This window comes from Solimonas marina, assembly GCF_012241385.1.
In the GTDB taxonomy this organism is placed as follows: domain Bacteria; phylum Pseudomonadota; class Gammaproteobacteria; order Nevskiales; family Nevskiaceae; genus Solimonas; species Solimonas marina.
This window is the reverse complement of sequence record NZ_JAAVXB010000003.1, coordinates 218,584-235,930: the sequence shown is the minus strand read 5'-3', so window position 1 is coordinate 235,930 and position 17,347 is coordinate 218,584. Positions and strand designations below refer to the sequence as shown.

The following is a 17,347-nucleotide window of genomic DNA, read 5'->3' as shown; positions in this document are numbered from 1 at the left end:
ATCTCCTCCGTTCGTCGATCATTTTATACGCAATTTCATAAAGGTAATCCAGCCTCGGTTGACACATGGACTGAAAACGTTTTCATATAGTTCCAGAAAACGAGACGGAGGAGTCTCCCGATGACGAACGGCTCAGAGCCTGCGCTGCTGGCGCGGGAACTCGTGTTGCTCCGCGCCAAGCCGGGCAGCAAGGAAGATGCGATCCGCCAAGCCGCGCAGATGCTGGTCGCCGGCGGCTGCGTCGATGCCGCCTATGCCGACAGCATGGTCCGCCGCGAAGCGGTCGCGAACACGTTTCTCGGCGAGGGCGTGGCGATTCCGCACGGCATGGGCGAGGACCGCCACCTGGTGCATCGCAGCGGCATCGCGGTGCTGCAGGTTCCGGGTGGCGTCGAATGGAATCCGGGCCAGCATGCGCATCTGGTGGTGGCGATCGCCGCACAGTCGGACGCGCACATCACCGTGCTGCGCCGTCTCACGCGGCTGATCCAGGACCGCTCGCGGCTGGTCTCACTGTTCGTCACCGATCGCGAACAGGACATCGTCGGCGCCCTGAGCGAGGACACGCCGGCCCAGGCCGGCGGCAAGCCCGCCGCCGATCTCGCCGAACGCTACGAATGGACCGTCGCCTACCCGGCCGGCCTGCACGCGCGCCCGGCGACGCGCTGGGTCGAGATCGCCCGCAGCTACGCGTCGCGCGTGCAGGTGCGCGCCGGCAATCAGCTGGCCGACGCCAAGAATCTGGTCGCGCTGCTTGGCCTGGGTCTGCGCGCCGGCGACAGCATCGTGCTGTCGGCCGACGGCCACGACGCCGCCGCCGCACTGGCGCGCCTGAAGACCGTCATCAACAGCCTGACCGCGCAGGAGAAGGCCGACGCCGAACTCGCCGCGCGCCGCCGCGCGATGCCGGCGCAGGGCTGGAAGGCGCCCGAGGCGCAGCCGGCGGTGGTCGGCATCGGCGCCAGCCCGGGCCTGGCGATCGGCACCGTGCACAAGCTGTCGGCCTCCGAAGGCGTGGTGCCCGACCAGCCGGTGTCGCTGAGTGACGGCGGCGCACTGCTGCACGAAGCGCTGCGCGCGACGCGTCTGCAGCTCAAGGCGATCGAGGACGACACCGGTCGCCGTCTCGGCGCCGGCGACGCCGGCATCTTCCGCGCCCAGGCCGAGCTGCTCAACGACACCGACCTGATCACCCTGACCTGCCAGTTGATGGTCGAGGGCCATGGCGTGGCCTGGGCCTGGAACCAGGCCGTCGAACGCATGGCGGCCAAGCTCGCCGCACTCGGCAACGCGGTGCTCGCCGGCCGCGCCGCCGACCTGCGCGATGTCGGCCGCCGCGTGCTCGGCCACATCGACCCGACGCTGACCGGCGGCACGCTGGAACAGTTACCGGACGCACCGTGCATCCTGATCGCCACCGATCTGTCGCCGTCGGATACCGCCAACCTCGATCCGCAACGCGTCGTCGGCCTCGCCACTGCGCACGGTGGCCCGACCTCGCACACCGCGATCCTGTCGCGCACGCTCGGCGTGCCGGCGCTGGTCGCCGGCGGTGCCGGCCTGCTCGATGTCGCCGAGGGCGCGACCGCGATCATCGACGGCCAGAGCGGTTGCCTCTATCTGAATCCGTCGGCCGCCGACCTCGACGCCGCGCGCGCCTATATCGACGAACAGCAGAAGGCGCGTGCCCGCGAAGCCGAACAGCGCAGCCAGCCGGCGACCACGCGTGACGGCCATCGCGTCGACATCGCTGCCAACGTCAACCTGCCGGATCAGGTGTCGCTGGCGCTGTCGCAGGGCGCCGAGGGCGTCGGCCTGATGCGCACCGAATTCCTGTTCCTCGAACGCGGCAGCACGCCGAGCGAGGACGAGCAGTACGAAACCTATCTGGCGATGGCGCGCGCGCTCGACGAACGACCGCTGATCGTTCGCGCGCTCGACATCGGCGGCGACAAGCAGGTCGCGCACCTGGAACTGCCACACGAGGACAACCCGTTTCTCGGCGTGCGCGGCGCGCGCCTGCTGCTGCGCCGCGCCGACCTGCTCGAACCGCAGTTGCGCGCGCTGTATCGCGCCGCCAAGGCCGGCGCCCAGCTGTCGATCATGTTCCCGATGATCACCTCGGTGCCGGAGATTGTCAGCCTGCGCGAAACCTGCGCGCGCATCCGCACCGAACTCGATGCGCCGGAAGTACCGCTCGGCATCATGATCGAGGTGCCGGCCGCGGCGATCCAGGCCGACGCGCTGGCGCGCCATGCCGACTTCTTCTCGGTCGGCACCAACGACCTCACGCAGTACGCACTGGCCATCGACCGGCAGAACCCGGAACTGGCCGGCGAGGCCGACAGCCTGCATCCGGCGGTGCTGCGCCTGATCCGCATGACCGTCGAAGGCGCCGAGCGCCATGGTCGCTGGGTCGGCGTCTGCGGCGGCCTCGCCGGCGACGCCTATGGCGCGGCGCTGCTGACCGGCCTCGGCGTGCACGAACTGTCGATGACGCCGCGCGACATCCCGGCGGTCAAGGCGCGGCTGCGCGGCACCGAACTGACGGCGCTGCGCGCGCTGGCGCAGCGGGCGCTCGATTGCGAGACCGCCGCGCAGGTGCGCGCGCTCGATGGAGCCGACGCATGAACGCCGCCGTCGCCACCGTCACGCTGAACCCGGCGCTCGACCAGACCATCACCCTCGATCGCCTGCGGCCGGGCAGCGTGCACCGCGCGCGCGCGGTGCGCGTCAACGCCGGCGGCAAGGGCATCAACGTCGCCGCCTGTCTCGCCGACTGGGGCGTCGCCACCGCCGCGCTCGGTGCGCTCGGCCGCGACAACGCCGCGAGCTTCGACGCCTTGTTCGCGGCGCGCGACATCGTCGACCGCTGCATCCGCCTGCCCGGCGACACGCGGACCAACGTCAAACTGGTCGAGCAGGAAACCGGCTGGACGACTGACATCAACCTGCCGGGCCTGACGCTCGGCGGCGTCGAGTTCGACATGATCAGCGCACAGCTCGCCGACGTCCTGCGGCCCGGCATGCCGGTGGTGCTGGCCGGCAGCCTGCCGCCGGGCATCGCCGACGACGCCTGGGCGCGTCTGCAGGCACAGGCCAGTGCGGTCGGCGCGCGCGTGGTGCTCGACACCAGCGGCGCGCCGCTGGCCGCCGCGCTCGCCGCGCCGCGCCACGCACGGCCGTACGCGATCAAGCCGAACCGCCACGAGCTCGAAGCCTGGGCCGGCCATGCGCTGCCCGATCGCGCCGCCCTGCTCGGCGCCGCACGCGGCCTGCTGGCGCGCGACATCGGCCTGGTGGCGATCTCGATGGGCGCCGACGGTGCGCTGTTCGTGCGCGGCGACGACGCCCTGCTGGCGCGGCCACCGCGCATCGCCGACGGCAGCAGCGTCGGCGCCGGCGATGCGATGGTCGCCGGCCTGACCAGCGCGCTGCTCGACGAGCTGGATCTCGAAGCGCTGGCACGCCGCGCCGTCGCCTTTGCCGTCGCCAAGCTCGGCTGCGAAGGCGCGCGCCTGCCGCAACCGAACGTCGTACACGAATACGCCGCCGCGACCGTCATCGAACGGCTCGCCTGAGCGACGCCCGGAGGAGAACCGATATGACCCAGTATTTCGCGATCATCGCCGTCGACGAGCGCAGCACCGAAGCGCTGCTCGCCGCCGAAGCCCTGCGCCGCGCGGCCGGCGACCGTGGCCTGGCGCTCGCCGTCGAAACGCGCAGCGCGCAAGGCATCGTCGCGCCGCTCGATTTGTCCGACCTCGACGGCAGCAGCCGCGCGCTGCTGATCGGCGACGGCGACCATGACGCCGCGCGCCTCGGCCACGCCCCGACCGAACGACTGACGCTCGACGTCGTACTCGCCGATGCCGACGGCGCCGTCGAGCGCCTGGCCGGTGCAGCGACGCCGGGCACCGCGGTGCCGAACCGTGACGGCGGCGCCCAGCGCATCGTCGCCATCACCTCCTGCCCGACCGGCATCGCGCACACGTTCATGGCCGCCGAAGGTCTGCAGCAGGCGGCTGCCGCGCTCGGCCACGCGATCCGCGTCGAGACCCAGGGCTCGGTCGGCGCGCAGACGCCGCTGAGCGACGATGAAATCCGCGATGCCGATCTGGTCATCATCGCCGCCGATCGCGAGGTCGATCTGTCGCGCTTCGGCGGCAAGCGCGTGTTCCGCTCCAATACCAAGCCGGCGATCAACGCCGGTCAGGACCTGATCAAGAAGGCGTTCGCCGAAGCGCAGCGGCAGCCGACCGGCAACGGCGACGCCGCCAACACCAAGACGGCGGGCCAGCCGCAAGGCAAGCGCAGCGGCCCGTACAAGCATTTGATGACCGGCGTGTCGTTCATGCTGCCGTTCGTCACCGCCGGCGGCCTGCTGATTGCGCTGGCGTTCGCGCTCGGCGGCATCTACGCCTATGACGACGCACACCAGGGCACGCTGGCGTGGACGCTGTTCCAGATCGGCGCCAAGGCCGGTTTCACGCTGATGGTGCCGGCGCTGGCCGGCTACATCGCCTATTCGATCGCCGACCGCCCCGGCATCGCGCCGGGCATGATCGGTGGCCTGGTCGCCGCCAATCTTGGCGCCGGCTTTCTCGGCGGCATCGTCGCCGGCTTCATCGCCGGTTATGGCGTCGCCGGCCTCAATCGCGCGATCCGTTTGCCGCGCAATCTCGAAGGCCTGAAACCGGTGCTGATCCTGCCGGTGCTCGGCACGCTGCTGACTGGCCTGATCCTGATGTACGTGGTCGGCGGCCCGGTCGCCGAGGTGCTGGCGGCGCTGACCCACTGGCTGCGCGGCATGCAGGGCAGCAGCGCCATCCTGCTCGGCCTGCTGCTCGGCGCGATGATGGCGTTCGACATGGGCGGTCCGGTCAACAAGGCCGCGTACGCGTTCTCGACCGGTCTGATCGCCAGCCAGGTCTACACGCCGATGGCGGCGGCGATGGCCGCCGGCATGACGCCGCCGCTCGGTCTGGCACTGGCATCGAAGTGGTTCAAGAACCGCTTCACGCACGAGGAACGCGAGGCCGGCAACGCCGCCGCGGTACTCGGCCTGGCCTTCGTCACCGAAGGCGCGATTCCGTTCGCGGCGCGCGACCCGCTGCGCGTGATTCCGTCACTGATGATCGGCTCGGCAATCACCGGCGCGATCTCGATGAGCGCCGGCGTCGAGCTGAAGGTGCCGCATGGCGGCGTCTTCGTGCTGCCGATTCCGAATGCCGTCACCCATCTTGGCGTCTACGCCATCGCGCTGGTGGTCGGCACGCTGGTCACCGCCCTCGCCCTGCGCGTGCTGAAGAAGCCGGTCACGGCCTGAGTCGCGTTCGATACCCGAGATTCCAACCACAACGGACGGCGTGCATGACGCGCCGCCGCTTCGAGGAGAGCAGCCCATGCATTCGACCCATCACCACAGTCGCCGAACCGCGCGCCCGCTGTTGACCCTGGCGCTGACGGCGCTGCCGGCACTGGCCTTGTCGCCGGCCGCGCACGCCACCGAACTGGCCGACGGCATCGACGTCGGTGCCTCGTACACCGGCGAGTCGGCCTGGAACGTGCACGGCGGCCAGGACACCGGCGGCGCCTACGCCGGCCAGTTCTACGCGGGCGCCGACTTCGATCTCGACAAGCTGACCGGCTGGCAGGGCGCCACCGTGCATCTGAAGCTGTCGAGCCGACACGGCGACAATCTGTCGGTCGACGAACTCGGCAACACGACCTCGGTGCAGGAGATTTACGGCGGCCAGGGCCAGCGTCTCGCGAACCTGACGCTGGAACAGCATTTCCTCGGCGACCGGCTGATCGTCGAAGCCGGCCGCACCGTCGCCAACATTCACTTTCTCGGCTCGCAGCTGTGCAACTATTTCCAGCTCAACGCCGCCTGCGGCAATCCGACGTTCGTGTTCCACACCAGCAGCTTCACCTGGTGGCCGGTGTCGAGCTGGGGTGGCCACGCGCTGGCGTGGCTGACGCCGACGATCTACGCGCATGTCGGCGCCTATGAGGTCAACCCCAAGCAGGCGCAGGACGGCGAGCACGGCCTGAGCTGGAGCACGCACGACGCGACCGGTGTCGTCACGCCGTTCGCGGTCGGCTACAAGACCACCGCCGCCAGCGCGCGCCTGCCGACGATGTTCGAAGTCGGCGGCTGGTACGACGCCTCCGATTATCAGGACCCGCTGCTCGACGCCAACCGCACGCCGGCCGCGCTCAGCGGCAACGACTACGCGACGCGCAGCGGCGGCCGCAGCGGCTGGTTCGTGCGCTTCGAGCAGCAACTGACGCGGCCAGACGCATCCGGCGACCGCGGCCTGACCGTGTTCGGCAATGTGCTTGGCCCCGGCCGAGGCGCGCTGCAGGAAGACTGGTTCTTCGATGTCGGATTCGTGCAGAAGGGCACGTTCGCGTCACGCCCGCACGACACCGTGGGCTTCGTCTACACACAGCAGCGTTACAGCGACGAGGCGCTGGAGAATCTGCGTCTGTCACGTGCAGCCTCCGGCGGCAGCGGCACGCCGCACGCGTCGCAGCCGATGATGGAACTGAGCTATGGCATCCAGGTGACGCCGGCGCTGCGCGTGCAACCGAACGTCATCTACGACATCCATCCCGATCAGTTCGGCGATCCGTCGCGCACCCGCAACCTGCCGAATGCGTGGGTCGTCGGCCTGCGTGTCGATCTGCAGCTGACCGATGCGCTGGCGGCCGGTGTGCGCGAAGCGATCGGCGCCGGCCGCTGAGCGGCGGGGCACCGACGCTTCGATCCCGGCGCGGCGCTCAGCCCGGCGAGAGTCCGCGCGACGGGCGGCGCAGCTGATGAAAGCCGATCAGCTTGCGCCGCTGTTCGTCCCACAGCCGCAGCCGCAGCGTCTTCAGGCTGGCCAGCAGCGTCAGCGGCCGCACCTCGCGGAACATCGGCTCTGACTCGTGACACCGTTGCAGGTGGTAGTTCGGAATCCTCGCGCTCAGATGGTGAACGTGATGAAAGCCGATATTGCCGGAGAACCACTGCAGCGCTTTCGGCAGCCGATAGAACGAACTGCCACGCAGCGCGGCATCGACGTAGCTCCATTCTTCGCCGTGCTCCCAGTACACCTCTTCGAACTGGTGCTGCACGTAGAACAGCCAGATGCCGGCAGCACCGGCAACGCCGACGATGATGGTCTGCACGATCGCATAGTCGACGAAGCCGAAGATCGAGCTGAGGCCGATCGCCATGCCCAGCAGCGCCAGATTCGTCCACCACACCGAATGACGCTCGCGCGCCGCCGCGCGCCGTGACGGCACACGCTGCAGCACCAGAAACTGCAGCAGTGGCGCGGCAACGAACAGCACCACCGGATTGCGCGACAGCCGGTACGCAAAACGCCGCGCCCGCGATGCTTCCAGGTATTCGCGCACGGTCATCGTCCACACGTCGCCGGTACCGCGCTTGTCGAGCCGGCCGGCGCTGCCGTGATGAATCGCGTGCTCCCAGCGCCAGTGGTAATACGGCGTGAACGTCAGCACGCCGGTGACGAAGCCGACCACGTCATTGGCGCGCCGCGAGCCGAAGAACGAACCGTGTCCGCAATCGTGAAAGATGATGAAGGTTCGAACCAGGAAGCCACCGGCCAGCACCGCGAGCGGCACCACCAGCCACCACGAAACAGCCAGGCTCAGGTGAATCAGGTACCAGATCACCGCGTACGGAATCAGGGTATTTGCCAACTGCCACAGGGCGCGCGGCGTCGACGAGCGGCAGTACTGCTGGATGACACTCCGCCAGGCCGCGCAGTCGGCGGCGCCACGATCGGTCGTCATGCGGGCACCGCCGGCACCGGGCAGCGCGTCGCGCCCATCGTCGTCGGTCCGAAATCGCTGGCGACGGGCGTCGCGCGGGGCGCAGCGGAAATACGCAAGGGCGTCGTTGCCCGTGCCGCGCACACGGCGGGCGCCGTTGCGTCGGGGTGCATGTTCATCGGTCAGCTCTCAAGTACCGCGCGCGGCGGGTGCCGAACGCCCGACGCCGGGGTTCGAAACCGGTATGGTCGGAGGCGGCCTCTTATACGCGCTTTCGGTTCGCCGTTTTTGCGCGCCGGGGCGATACGCCGGCCATGCGTTGGGCGAGGCGCCAGAAACCGGGGGCTCGCACCGCTGCCGAGGCCTGTCGACACCGTCAGGCTGCGCGGCCAATCGACGCGCGAACCGCATGCCGTCCGGGCGCAGCGATTCAGCAAGGCCGACGTAAGATGTCACGCGTCTCCACTTCGATGTCATCGATGCACCGGCTTCTTCTCGCGCTTCTCGTCGCCAGCTCCGCCCTGCTCAGCGGCTCGGCCGTTGCCGCCTCGCGCGCCGGCACCAACGTTGGCGGTCAGAGCAAAGCCGTTTCTTTGCACGGAAAAGACCTCGATACCATGCGCACCATGGCGTGCAGCCAGTACGGCGTCGACGTCGCGACCATGCAGCCGGCCAAGCGCTGGACCTACGGCAAGGGCTTCGCGCCGGAAATCGAAGTTGCTGTGCGCTGCGCGCCGCATGCCACGGTCAACGACCGGCCGGCGCACTACAACGTGGTCTGCCGTCGCGACGACGACCAGCCTGCCGGCGACTGGCAGTGCCTGGGCTGGGAAGCGATCGTGGTGCCGACGACCATCGGCGACATCAGTGTCGAACCGGGTCCGTACTCGCACGAATTCGCCACCCGCACGATCCACGAAGCGCTGGACTCCAGCCTGTTCCGTCGCGACGTGCGCGACGCACTGCCGACCGGCTGCCGGCTCGCATCGAACTGGGACGGCAGCGGCCAGGAAGTCGCCGAGCTGTCCTGCGCCAGTGGCCACCGCTTTCTGTTCTCGTTCTTCTGCCCGCAGGGCAAGACCCACTGCCCGCGGCTGATGACGGCGACGTCGCCGGGCCCGTAGATCCGCTGCCGGCGACGCCACCGAGCGCGCGCCTATTGGGGGATCTTCAGGCCACGCTGCACGGCCGGGCGCGCGAGGAAGGCATCAAACACCCGCTGCACATTCTTGAACGCGTCGTAAGCGACCAGATCGCCAGCGCCATAGAAACCGACCAGGGTGTTGATCCACGGGAAGATCGCCATGTCGGCAATCGTGTAGGCGTCGCCCATGATCCACGCGCGATCTTCGAGGTGGCGATCCAGCACGCCGAGCAGGCGCTTGGTCTCGTTGACGTAGCGATCGCGCGGCCGCTTGTCCTCGTAGTCCTTGCCGGCGAAGCGATGGAAGAAGCCGAGCTGGCCGAACATCGGTCCGACACCGCCCATCTGGAACATCAGCCACTGGATCGTCTGGTAGCGCCCGGCGGCATCGGCCGGCAGAAACTGCCCGGTCTTCTCGGCGAGATAGAGCAGGATCGCGCCGGACTCGAACAACGGCAGCGGTTTGCCGTCCGGCCCGTTCGGATCGAGCATCGCCGGAATCTTGTTGTTCGGGTTCAACGACAGGAAGGCCGGCGACATCTGGTCGTCGGTCTGGAAGCTGACCTTGTGCACCTCATACGGCAGGCCGCACTCCTCCAGCATGATCGAAACCTTCACGCCATTCGGTGTCGGCAACGAATAGAGCTGCAGGCGGTCCGGATGTTGCGCGGGCCACTTGGCGGTAATCGGGAACGTCGAGAGATCGGTGGACATGGCGTCTCGGGTCGGGGTGGACGGAGCGGCGATGATGCCAGTCTGTGTTCTGCGCCCGGATTCCGCGCATTCAAGGCCACCACCTTCGTCGCCCGTCCCCCCGGATCGCCGACCCGCGCGCCGCTATGCCGCTTTCACCGCTGCCGGCGCGCCCAGCGCCTGCAGCCACCCGGAGAAATCCGCCGCAACCTGCTCCCAGCCACGATCGAGCATCAGGTTGTGGGCCATCCCTGGATACAAATGCGCCTCGACCCCGTAGGCATGTGCCGTGCCGCGGACGATGTCTGGCGGAAAGATGACGTCGCACTCACCACCGGCCACCCATTTCGGCAATGCGGCGTCGATCCGTCGCGGTCGCGGCAGATCGAGCACCAGCATGTCGAGAAAGGCGCGAAACGACTCGTTCTGCAGCAAGCGCCAGTACTGCTCGGTCGTCTTCGCATCGACGCCATCGCTGTAGAACAGTGCCTGAGCGAAGCGCGGCTCGCGCACCAGGCGATACAGATCGAGCCCCAGCACGGCACGCGTCAGATCGAGCGGGCGATGGCGCAATAGATGCAGCACCACACCGATCACGCCCTGTGGCGGCGCGGCAGCGAACAGCGCGGCGCCGGCCAACTGCGCCGGTCGCCGCTCCATCAGCTTCTGGACGACGAAGCCGCCCATCGAATGCCCGGCGACGACAGTCGGCACCGCACGCCGCGCCAGCGCCGCCTCGACCGCATCGACATAGTCGCGCACGGCATAGAGGCCGATGCGCTGCGGCCCTGGCCGGCCGTGGCCGGGCAGATCAAGCGTCTCGACCTCATGGCCGCGCGCCCGCAGCGACGGCGCGAAATGCCGCTCCCAGCACCACGCGCCATGCCACGCCCCATGCACCAGCAGGATGGCCGGTGCAGCCTCACGCGGCACGGCGCAAGGTCTCCGGCTTTTTCGTCGTCGGCCGCGGCGGCTGCGTTTCCAGATGCGCCGGATCGGCGATCGGCGTGCGCAGCATCATGCGGCGGTCTTCCTGATAGTGGTTGCGCACGATCCACGGCATGGTCTTGCCCTGGCGCGGCAGCAGATGCTTGGCGCGCTGCACGTAGCCGGCGGTGAGCTGATCCATCATGCTGCCTTCGAGCTTGGCGTTGTCGCGATCACGCGGAATCACCACGGCCTGCTGATGCTGTTCCATGTGCGCGAACAAGCGGCACAGGTAGAGGCTGGACATGTCCGCCTTCATCGTCCACGACAGGTTGATGTAGCCGAAGATCCAACCGAAGTTCGGCAGGTCTTCGAGCAGCACGCTCTTGTAGGTCATCTTTTCGGCGACGCGATACGGTGCGCCATCGACGTTCAGGGCCATGCCGCCGAACATCTGCACCGACAGGCCGGTGGCGGTGATGATGATGTCGGCTTCCAGCTCGCGGCCTGATTTGAGCCGGATGCCGTTGGCCGTGAAGCGCTCGATGCCGTCGGTGACGACGTCGGCGCGACCTTCTCGAATCGACTTGAACAGGTTGGCGTCCGGCACCGCGCAGAGACGCTGATCCCAGGGCTCGTACGCCGGATTGAAATCCTTCATCGTGAAGCGCTCACCGAGATGACGCTTGGCCTGACCGACGAAGAACTTGCGCATCGCTTTCGGAAAGCGCTGGCAGATGCGGTAGGTGGACTGCCAGATCTCGAGATTGCGCTTGCGCGCGATGGAGAAACTCCAGCCGTCCGGCAGCACCTTGTCGAGCAACTGGGTCATGCGGTCCCAGCCCGGCAACGAGAAGATGTACGTCGGCGAGCGTTGCAGCATCGTCACCTTCGCTGCTTTCTCGGCCATCGCCGGCACCAGCGTCACGGCCGTGGCGCCGCTGCCGATCACGACCACCTTCTTGCCGGTGTAGTCGAGATCCTCGGGCCACTGCTGCGGGTGCACGATGCGCCCCTGGAACTGCGCCTCGTCCGGGAAGCTCGGGCGGTAACCCTGATCGTAGTTGTAATAGCCCTGCGCGCTGACCACGAAGCGCGCCTGGTAGTGACGCACCTCACCGCTCGGTTCATACACGGCGCTGATCGTCCACAGCTGCTGCTCGCTGTCCCAGTTCGCCTCGGTGCAACGGATGCCGTACTCGATGCGATCGGCCACGCCGAAATCCCGTGCCGTGCCGCCCAGGTAGTTGCGAATGCTCGTACCGTCGGCCAGCGTGCGGTAGTCCCGCCACGGCTTGAACTGAAACCCGTAGGTGAACATGTCGGAGTCCGAGCGCACGCCCGGATAGCGGAACAGATCCCAGGTGCCGCCGGCGCGCTGCCGCCGTTCGAGCACCAGGAACGACTTCTGCGGTTGCTCGGTCTTCAGCCGGCAGGCCATGCCGATGCCCGACACGCCGGCACCAATGATCACGACGTCCAGAATCTTGCTCATTGAGGTCTCCTCCTCGTTTTTCAGAGCGATCGATAGCGGCATGTTCCGCAAAAGCCGGCCATGCAATCTTGACTTTTTGAGACAAAGATTTTGCAATCGGAGACATGTCGACCCTGATCCGGGCAGCCGGCATGCGCGGGGCCGCCGAATTCCTGCGCGACCACGGCTTGGCCATCGAGCCGCTGATGGAGCGGCTGCAGATTCCCCATGCAGCACTGACCGATGAGGAACTGCGCATTTCGCTGCCGGCTTACGGCCAGCTGCTCGAAGCGGCGAGCGAGGCCACCGACTGCCCCGATCTCGGCCTGCAAATCGCCGAGCGGCAGGACATCAGCATCCTCGGGCCGCTGGCGATCGCCATGCAGAACGCATCGACCATCGGCGAGGCGCTACAGGTCGCCAGCGGCTTTCTGCATATCCACTCCAACGGCATCCGCCTCAGCCTGCATCCCGACAGCCCGGCACCCGAGCAGACCGGCCTGCGTCTGACCCTGATCACGCCGAACTGGCTGCCGCGTCGGCAGCTGCTCGATCTGTGTCTGGCCGACCTGCATCACTTCGTCGCCTTTCTGGCGCAAGCCGCACCGCCGCTGCTCGATGTCACCTTGCCGCACCCGCCGATCGCCGCGCCGCTGCGCTATGCGGCATGCTTTGGCCATGCCGTGAGCTTCGAACGCACCCATGCCGAGCTGATCGTTCCCAGCCGCTTTCTCGACCAAAGCCTGAGTGGCGCCGTCGCCGCGCTGCATAGACTCAGCCTCGAATATCTCAAGCTCGCGTTCGAAGGCGGCAACAAGACCGTCGTCGAGCAAGTCGAAGACATCCTGCGCCGCGCCCTGTCGAGTACGCGCGGCCGCCGCGAAGTGGTCGCCCGCCTGCTGGGCCTGCACCCGCGCACCCTGCAGCGCCGCCTCGAAGCCGAAGGTGCGTCGTTCTCGGCGATCGTCGACGCCGTCCGTCGTGATCAGACGCGACACTGGCTGACCGCGACGGACGTTCCGCTGGCCCACGTCGCCGACATCGTCGGCCTCGCCGATCAAAGCGTTCTATGCCGGAACTGCGCGCGCTGGTTCGGCCGCTCGCCGTCGGCGATTCGTGCGCGCGGCCTGCCCACCGCCGAGTAAGCGCCGGGCTGCAGCGGCTTCAGTGCAGCGTGACGACGATCGGTTCGTGGTCGGTGATGATCATCGTGTGCTCGTACTGCGCCGACAGGTTGCCGCGCGCGCCCACCAGCGTCCAACCATCGTCGGCTTCGCGCACGATGCGGCTCTTGGTCGACAGGAACGGCTCGATCGTGATCACCATGCCCGCCTCGAGCACGCGCGTATCGGCCGGATCGTAATAGCCCGGAATGTGCTCCGGCGCCTCATGCAGGGCACGACCGACGCCGTGGCTGGCGAGGTTTTCGATGACGCGGAAGCCGTAGGTCTTCGCCGTCCGCTCGATGGCGGCGCCGATGCCGCTGATCGGCCGCCCGGCCCGCGCCTGCTTCATCGCCAGATCGAGCGCCGTGCGCGTCGCGTGGCACAGCCGCGTCTTCTGCGCGTTGACCGGCGGCACGATCCGCGTACCGCCGGTGTCGGCGAAATAACCGCCCAGCTCGGCCGACACATCGACGTTCAACATGTCGCCCGCCTGGATCACGCGATCACCCGGAATGCCGTGCGCGGCCTCCTCGTTGATGCTGATGCAGGTCGCGCCCGGAAAGTCGTAGGTCAGCATCGGCGCCGACCGCGCGCCGTGGCGTTCCAGCAGCTTCGCGCCCAGCGCATCGAGTTCACGCGTCGTCATGCCCGGCTCGGCGGCGTCGAGCATCTGCTGCAACACCGCCGACACGATACGGCCGATGCGCTTGAGCGCGACAACATCATCTTCGGTTTCGATGGTCATGTGAGTTCCTGATTGAGCAGCATCGCTGCGCGATTGGCACCGGCGCCTTCCCGGCACGGATTATCGCAGCGATCCGCCGCTTCTACGGGAGGGTTTTTCAGAAACTGCAGAGCGGCCTGTCATGGTCGAGTGATCGCGCTTGACGCCAATGAAGCGCACGCCGAGTACGCCCACGTCTTCGACGATTGACACTTGATCTCCAGAACGAGCACCGGGATACAGTTTGTTATACCCGCAAAAATAGGAGCGCCTTGCGATCGGGCGGTTATAGAAGCTGTATTCATCAGCCCCGCACCCTTTTCCGCCTTTCGGACCCCCCACCGCCGTTATCTCGGCTGTGAAGTGCGTCGGCTGCCGTGCAGTGACGAACAGCGCGAGCAGGCTCGTGCTGTAGACCGCAAGCCATGCGTATGCGCTCAAGCCGCCACTGAAAAGAAGCACTATCACCGTCTGCTCTACGGGACCGACACGCCTCGGGCCTTTCCTGGACGACAAGATCAATTCGTCACGCCAAAATTTTTTGAAACAGAACCACGCCGAGGCGATGAAGCAGATAAAGAACACGGATGTCAGCACATAGAAGACAGAGCGGCTGAAATAACAGTCACTCGCAATCAGCATTGAAAATGGGAAGAACACGAATATGGTGATCGCAACAATCAGCCCCCACATCATTTTCCTGATGCTGTACTGCTGGCCCGGCGCTGCGCTGCTACTACTCGTCATTATCAATCCGGTCGTGCTCATAGCTGAGCGCCTTTTTCTGTTGCGGCGTTTTCTTTTGCTTGCTCATCTCCAAGCCTCGCGATCACTGAGAGAACACCATTCAAAAAAGACTTCAGCCGGAATCCGGGGTGCTGCTTCGCCTTCATCATGCCGCAATGCAAGGCGATGGCGCGCGTGCGATCCAAGTCGATCGCCCAACGGACCCTATCGCGCCATCCGTCTTCCAGCACGAGAATTGCGATGCGCCGGCACGTCCGCTAGATTTCGCGCATGCCCACGCTTTCGCACGTCCTGACGCTGCAACAACACCCCGAATCAGCGGGGCTGGCGTGTGCGCGGACGAAAAACAGGAGCGGCTAGCTCCGTTTCTGACGCCGCATCCCGATCCCGCCCGATGGCGGGATTCTTTTTGGCTCCCGCCGGGCTTTTCACCCGTAGGAGTTCCAAGATGGTGGCCACCCCTTATGCGAGCGACGCCGGAGTCGAACGAGTCGCCTCGCGCTTTCTCGATCTGAGCCTGCCGGCGTCCGAGTGGACGCATGCCGCGCACTGTGCCGCGGCGCTGGTCATGCTGCGTGAGCCGACGCGCGATGCGCTGGCCGAGATGCCGGCGTTGATCCGCCGCTACAACCTGGCCTGCGACAAACAGAACAGCGATACGGCCGGTTATCACGAGACGATCACGCTGGCGTCCGTGCGCGCCGGTCGCGCCTGGCTCACGGCGCATCCAGAGCTGCCGCTGCACGCGGCGCTCAACACGCTGCTGGCGTCGCCCTACGGCAAACCGGACTGGCTGTTGTCGTACTGGTCGCGCGAGCGGCTATTCAGTGTCGCGGCGCGAAGGGCGTGGCTGGCGCCGGATGTGCGTGAGTTGCCGTTCTGAGCGCGGGCGGCGCTCAGGCAGCGTGCGCGGCGATGAAGGCGCCGATGTCGCGGGCGCTGCGGCCGGGCGCTTCGAGCATCGGCATGTGGCCGAGATCCGGGTAGACGATGCGCTGCGCGCCGGGAATGCCGTCGGCCCAGACGTCGGTCATGCTGACGTGCAGGATGCGGTCGAGCGCGCCCCACATCACCAGCACCGGTACACGGATGTCGGCGAGCTGCGCGTCGAGCGGGTAGACGCCGTTGAAGTCACTGAAGATGCGCGCCAGCGAGTCGCGGCGGCGCATGTAGTCCTGCGCCAGCGCCGCGGTGGTGATGCGCGGCATCCATGGCGGCCGCGCCATCGTCATCGCGTAGAACGTGTCGAACTCGGCACGCGTATGCACGAGGAATGGATTGCGGCCGGCGTCGAGCATCTTCTGCAGGTCGCTGTCCTGCGGCGCAGTGATGCCGGCGGCGTCGATCAGCGTCGCGCTGCTGACACGCTCCGGAAAGTCGTGCGCCATGCGCGCGGCGATGAAGCCGCCCATGGAATTGCCGATGACGTGCGCGCGCTGAATGCCGAGCACGTCCATGGCCTTGATCACGCGCCGCGCCTGAGCCGTGGTGTCGTATTGCAGCGCCGGATCGAAGGCCGTTTCGCCGTGACCGGGTAGATCGACGATCAGCAGGCGATAGCGCGCGCTGAACGGCCGCGCGAAGCGCATCCACACGGCCTTGTCGGCGCTGTAGCCGTGAATCATGACGATGGTTTCGGCGCGGTCGGCACCGCCCTGCCAGGTCATCATGCGGCTGTCGCCGACATCGACGACGGCGGCGCGCAGGCCGCTGCGACGGGATTCGGCGCGTTGCGCGAGCCGGTACAGCCAGGCGCCGATGCGGGCGTACAAGGACTTCATGTTGATCTCCTCAGGCGGCCTGATCTTGGTCGGGCTCGGGGTGATGGCGATCGCGCGACGGTAACACTGTCAGCGGCGAAGGCGGATAGTCGCGACGGTCGATGACGCCGGCCATGTCGCGCCAGATGATGGGATTGAGCCAGCGCAGCGGCAGCAGATTCGAGCCGAGCCAGGTTTTCAGCGAACCGTGCCCGTAGACGATCTTCGGCGTGCCGCGGCGGATGCCGCGAATGACGTGACGAACGATCGCTTCCGGCGGCGTCGACAAATACTTGTGGCGAAACGCCTGCGTGCGGTCCTGGCGTGCGATGTTGGTGGCGATGCCGCCCGGATGCACGAGATGCACGCCGATGCGCGTGCCGCGCAGCTCGACCATCAGGGCCTCGGTGAAGCCGCGCACCGCGAACTTGCTGGCGCTGTAGTCGGCATGGTTGGGCGGACCGATCAGGCCGAAGATGCTGGAAACGTTGACGATGGCCCCTTCACCGTTTTCGATCAGTTGCGGCAGAAACGCCTGCGTGCCGTTGAGCACGCCGTGGAAATTGACGTGCAGGACGCGCGTGTAAGCCTCGGCCGGCGTCGCCCAGACCGGCTTGCCGACGCCTTCGATCCCGGCATTGTTGATGACGACGTGTGCATGACCGAGCCGCGTTCGGACATCGCCTGCGAAGCGCTCCATCGCCGCGCGGTCGCCGACGTCGAAGGCGGCGCTGTGCAGACGCTCGCCCTCGTCGATACCCAACAGGCGCACGGTTTCGGCCAGCGCCGGCGCGTCGAAGTCATTCAGCGCCAGCCGCGCGCCGAGGCGCGCGAATTCGACGGCATACGCGCGGCCCATGCCGGAGCCGGCCCCGGTAACGACGACGATCTTGTCGCGGAAATCTTTCATTGCGCGCT

General features: G+C 67.3%; 16 protein-coding genes. 7 read left to right on the top strand and 9 right to left on the bottom strand.

The annotated features are described in order from the left end of the window. The first annotated feature begins 120 nt into the window (after positions 1-120). The 4 genes from ptsP to G7Y82_RS07315 all read left to right on the top strand — a co-directional run bounded on the left by ptsP (position 121) and on the right by G7Y82_RS07315 (position 6,752). Positions 121-2,631 (top strand): phosphoenolpyruvate--protein phosphotransferase, encoded by a 2,511-nt coding sequence (gene ptsP / locus G7Y82_RS07330; protein ID WP_168147376.1) that lies wholly within the window; start codon positions 121-123, stop codon positions 2,629-2,631. After that, positions 2,628-3,581, top strand: coding sequence for a 1-phosphofructokinase (gene pfkB / locus G7Y82_RS07325; protein ID WP_168147375.1), 954 nt, complete (start codon positions 2,628-2,630; stop codon positions 3,579-3,581). Before ptsP ends, pfkB begins: the two co-directional genes overlap by 4 nt. A 23-nt stretch (positions 3,582-3,604) precedes the next feature. After that, positions 3,605-5,329: a PTS fructose transporter subunit IIC gene (locus tag G7Y82_RS07320; protein ID WP_168147374.1), complete on the top strand. Its 1,725-nt coding sequence runs from the start codon at positions 3,605-3,607 to the stop codon at positions 5,327-5,329. 76 nt (positions 5,330-5,405) lie between these two features. Then, a complete protein-coding gene (locus G7Y82_RS07315; protein ID WP_168147373.1) occupies positions 5,406-6,752 on the top strand; it encodes a carbohydrate porin in 1,347 nt (448 codons plus the stop codon). A 37-nt stretch (positions 6,753-6,789) separates the two neighbouring features. Here G7Y82_RS07315 and G7Y82_RS07310 read toward each other — a convergent pair whose 3' ends face one another. Beyond that, positions 6,790-7,815: a fatty acid desaturase gene (locus G7Y82_RS07310; RefSeq protein WP_168147372.1), complete on the bottom strand. Its 1,026-nt coding sequence runs from the start codon at positions 7,813-7,815 to the stop codon at positions 6,790-6,792. A gap of 458 nt (positions 7,816-8,273) precedes the next feature. On the opposite strand from G7Y82_RS07310, the gene G7Y82_RS07305 reads away from it, so the two are divergent. After that, on the top strand, positions 8,274-8,918 hold the full coding sequence (locus G7Y82_RS07305) for a hypothetical protein (RefSeq protein WP_168147371.1): 645 nt from the start codon (positions 8,274-8,276) through the stop codon (positions 8,916-8,918). 32 nt (positions 8,919-8,950) lie between these two features. Here the strand turns inward: G7Y82_RS07305 and G7Y82_RS07300 are convergent, their stop codons facing one another. The 3 genes from G7Y82_RS07300 to G7Y82_RS07290 form a co-directional block, all read right to left on the bottom strand. Further along, entirely contained in the window at positions 8,951-9,652 is a 702-nt protein-coding gene (locus G7Y82_RS07300) for a glutathione S-transferase N-terminal domain-containing protein (protein WP_168147370.1), read from the bottom strand. 123 nt (positions 9,653-9,775) lie between these two features. Beyond that, positions 9,776-10,564: an alpha/beta hydrolase gene (locus G7Y82_RS07295; protein ID WP_168147369.1), complete on the bottom strand. Its 789-nt coding sequence runs from the start codon at positions 10,562-10,564 to the stop codon at positions 9,776-9,778. Continuing rightward, positions 10,554-12,053, bottom strand: a complete 1,500-nt coding sequence (locus tag G7Y82_RS07290; protein WP_168147368.1) for a flavin-containing monooxygenase — start codon at positions 12,051-12,053, stop codon at positions 10,554-10,556. Before G7Y82_RS07290 ends, G7Y82_RS07295 begins: the two co-directional genes overlap by 11 nt. Positions 12,054-12,157: 104 nt before the next feature. On the opposite strand from G7Y82_RS07290, the gene G7Y82_RS07285 reads away from it, so the two are divergent. Then, positions 12,158-13,177: an AraC family transcriptional regulator gene (locus tag G7Y82_RS07285; RefSeq protein ID WP_168147367.1), complete on the top strand. Its 1,020-nt coding sequence runs from the start codon at positions 12,158-12,160 to the stop codon at positions 13,175-13,177. A gap of 19 nt (positions 13,178-13,196) precedes the next feature. On the opposite strand, the gene map is transcribed toward G7Y82_RS07285, so the two are convergent. Genes map through G7Y82_RS07270 form a run of 3 tightly spaced genes read right to left on the bottom strand, consistent with a single transcriptional unit; the run spans position 13,197 to position 14,899 of the window. Next, a complete protein-coding gene (gene map, locus G7Y82_RS07280) occupies positions 13,197-13,943 on the bottom strand; it encodes a type I methionyl aminopeptidase (RefSeq protein WP_168147366.1) in 747 nt (248 codons plus the stop codon). A gap of 60 nt (positions 13,944-14,003) precedes the next feature. Beyond that, positions 14,004-14,690 carry a hypothetical protein gene (locus G7Y82_RS07275; protein WP_168147365.1) on the bottom strand — a complete coding sequence of 229 codons (687 nt, stop codon included), beginning with the start codon at positions 14,688-14,690 and terminating at the stop codon, positions 14,004-14,006. After that, the gene (locus G7Y82_RS07270) at positions 14,687-14,899 is read right to left on the bottom strand and encodes a hypothetical protein (protein WP_168147364.1); all 213 of its coding nucleotides are present in this window, start codon (positions 14,897-14,899) and stop codon (positions 14,687-14,689) included. The genes G7Y82_RS07275 and G7Y82_RS07270 overlap by 4 nt, the downstream gene beginning before the upstream one ends. Before the next feature lie 218 nt (positions 14,900-15,117). Here G7Y82_RS07270 and G7Y82_RS07265 point away from each other — a divergent pair, with 218 nt between their 5' ends. After that, a complete protein-coding gene (locus G7Y82_RS07265) occupies positions 15,118-15,552 on the top strand; it encodes a hypothetical protein (RefSeq protein WP_168147363.1) in 435 nt (144 codons plus the stop codon). A gap of 13 nt (positions 15,553-15,565) precedes the next feature. On the opposite strand, the gene G7Y82_RS07260 is transcribed toward G7Y82_RS07265, so the two are convergent. Together G7Y82_RS07260 and G7Y82_RS07255 are read right to left on the bottom strand one after the other, a co-directional pair. After that, positions 15,566-16,450: an alpha/beta fold hydrolase gene (locus G7Y82_RS07260; protein ID WP_168147362.1), complete on the bottom strand. Its 885-nt coding sequence runs from the start codon at positions 16,448-16,450 to the stop codon at positions 15,566-15,568. 10 nt (positions 16,451-16,460) lie between these two features. Continuing rightward, a complete protein-coding gene (locus G7Y82_RS07255; protein WP_168147361.1) occupies positions 16,461-17,339 on the bottom strand; it encodes an SDR family NAD(P)-dependent oxidoreductase in 879 nt (292 codons plus the stop codon). Between the last annotated feature and the right edge of the window lie 8 nt (positions 17,340-17,347).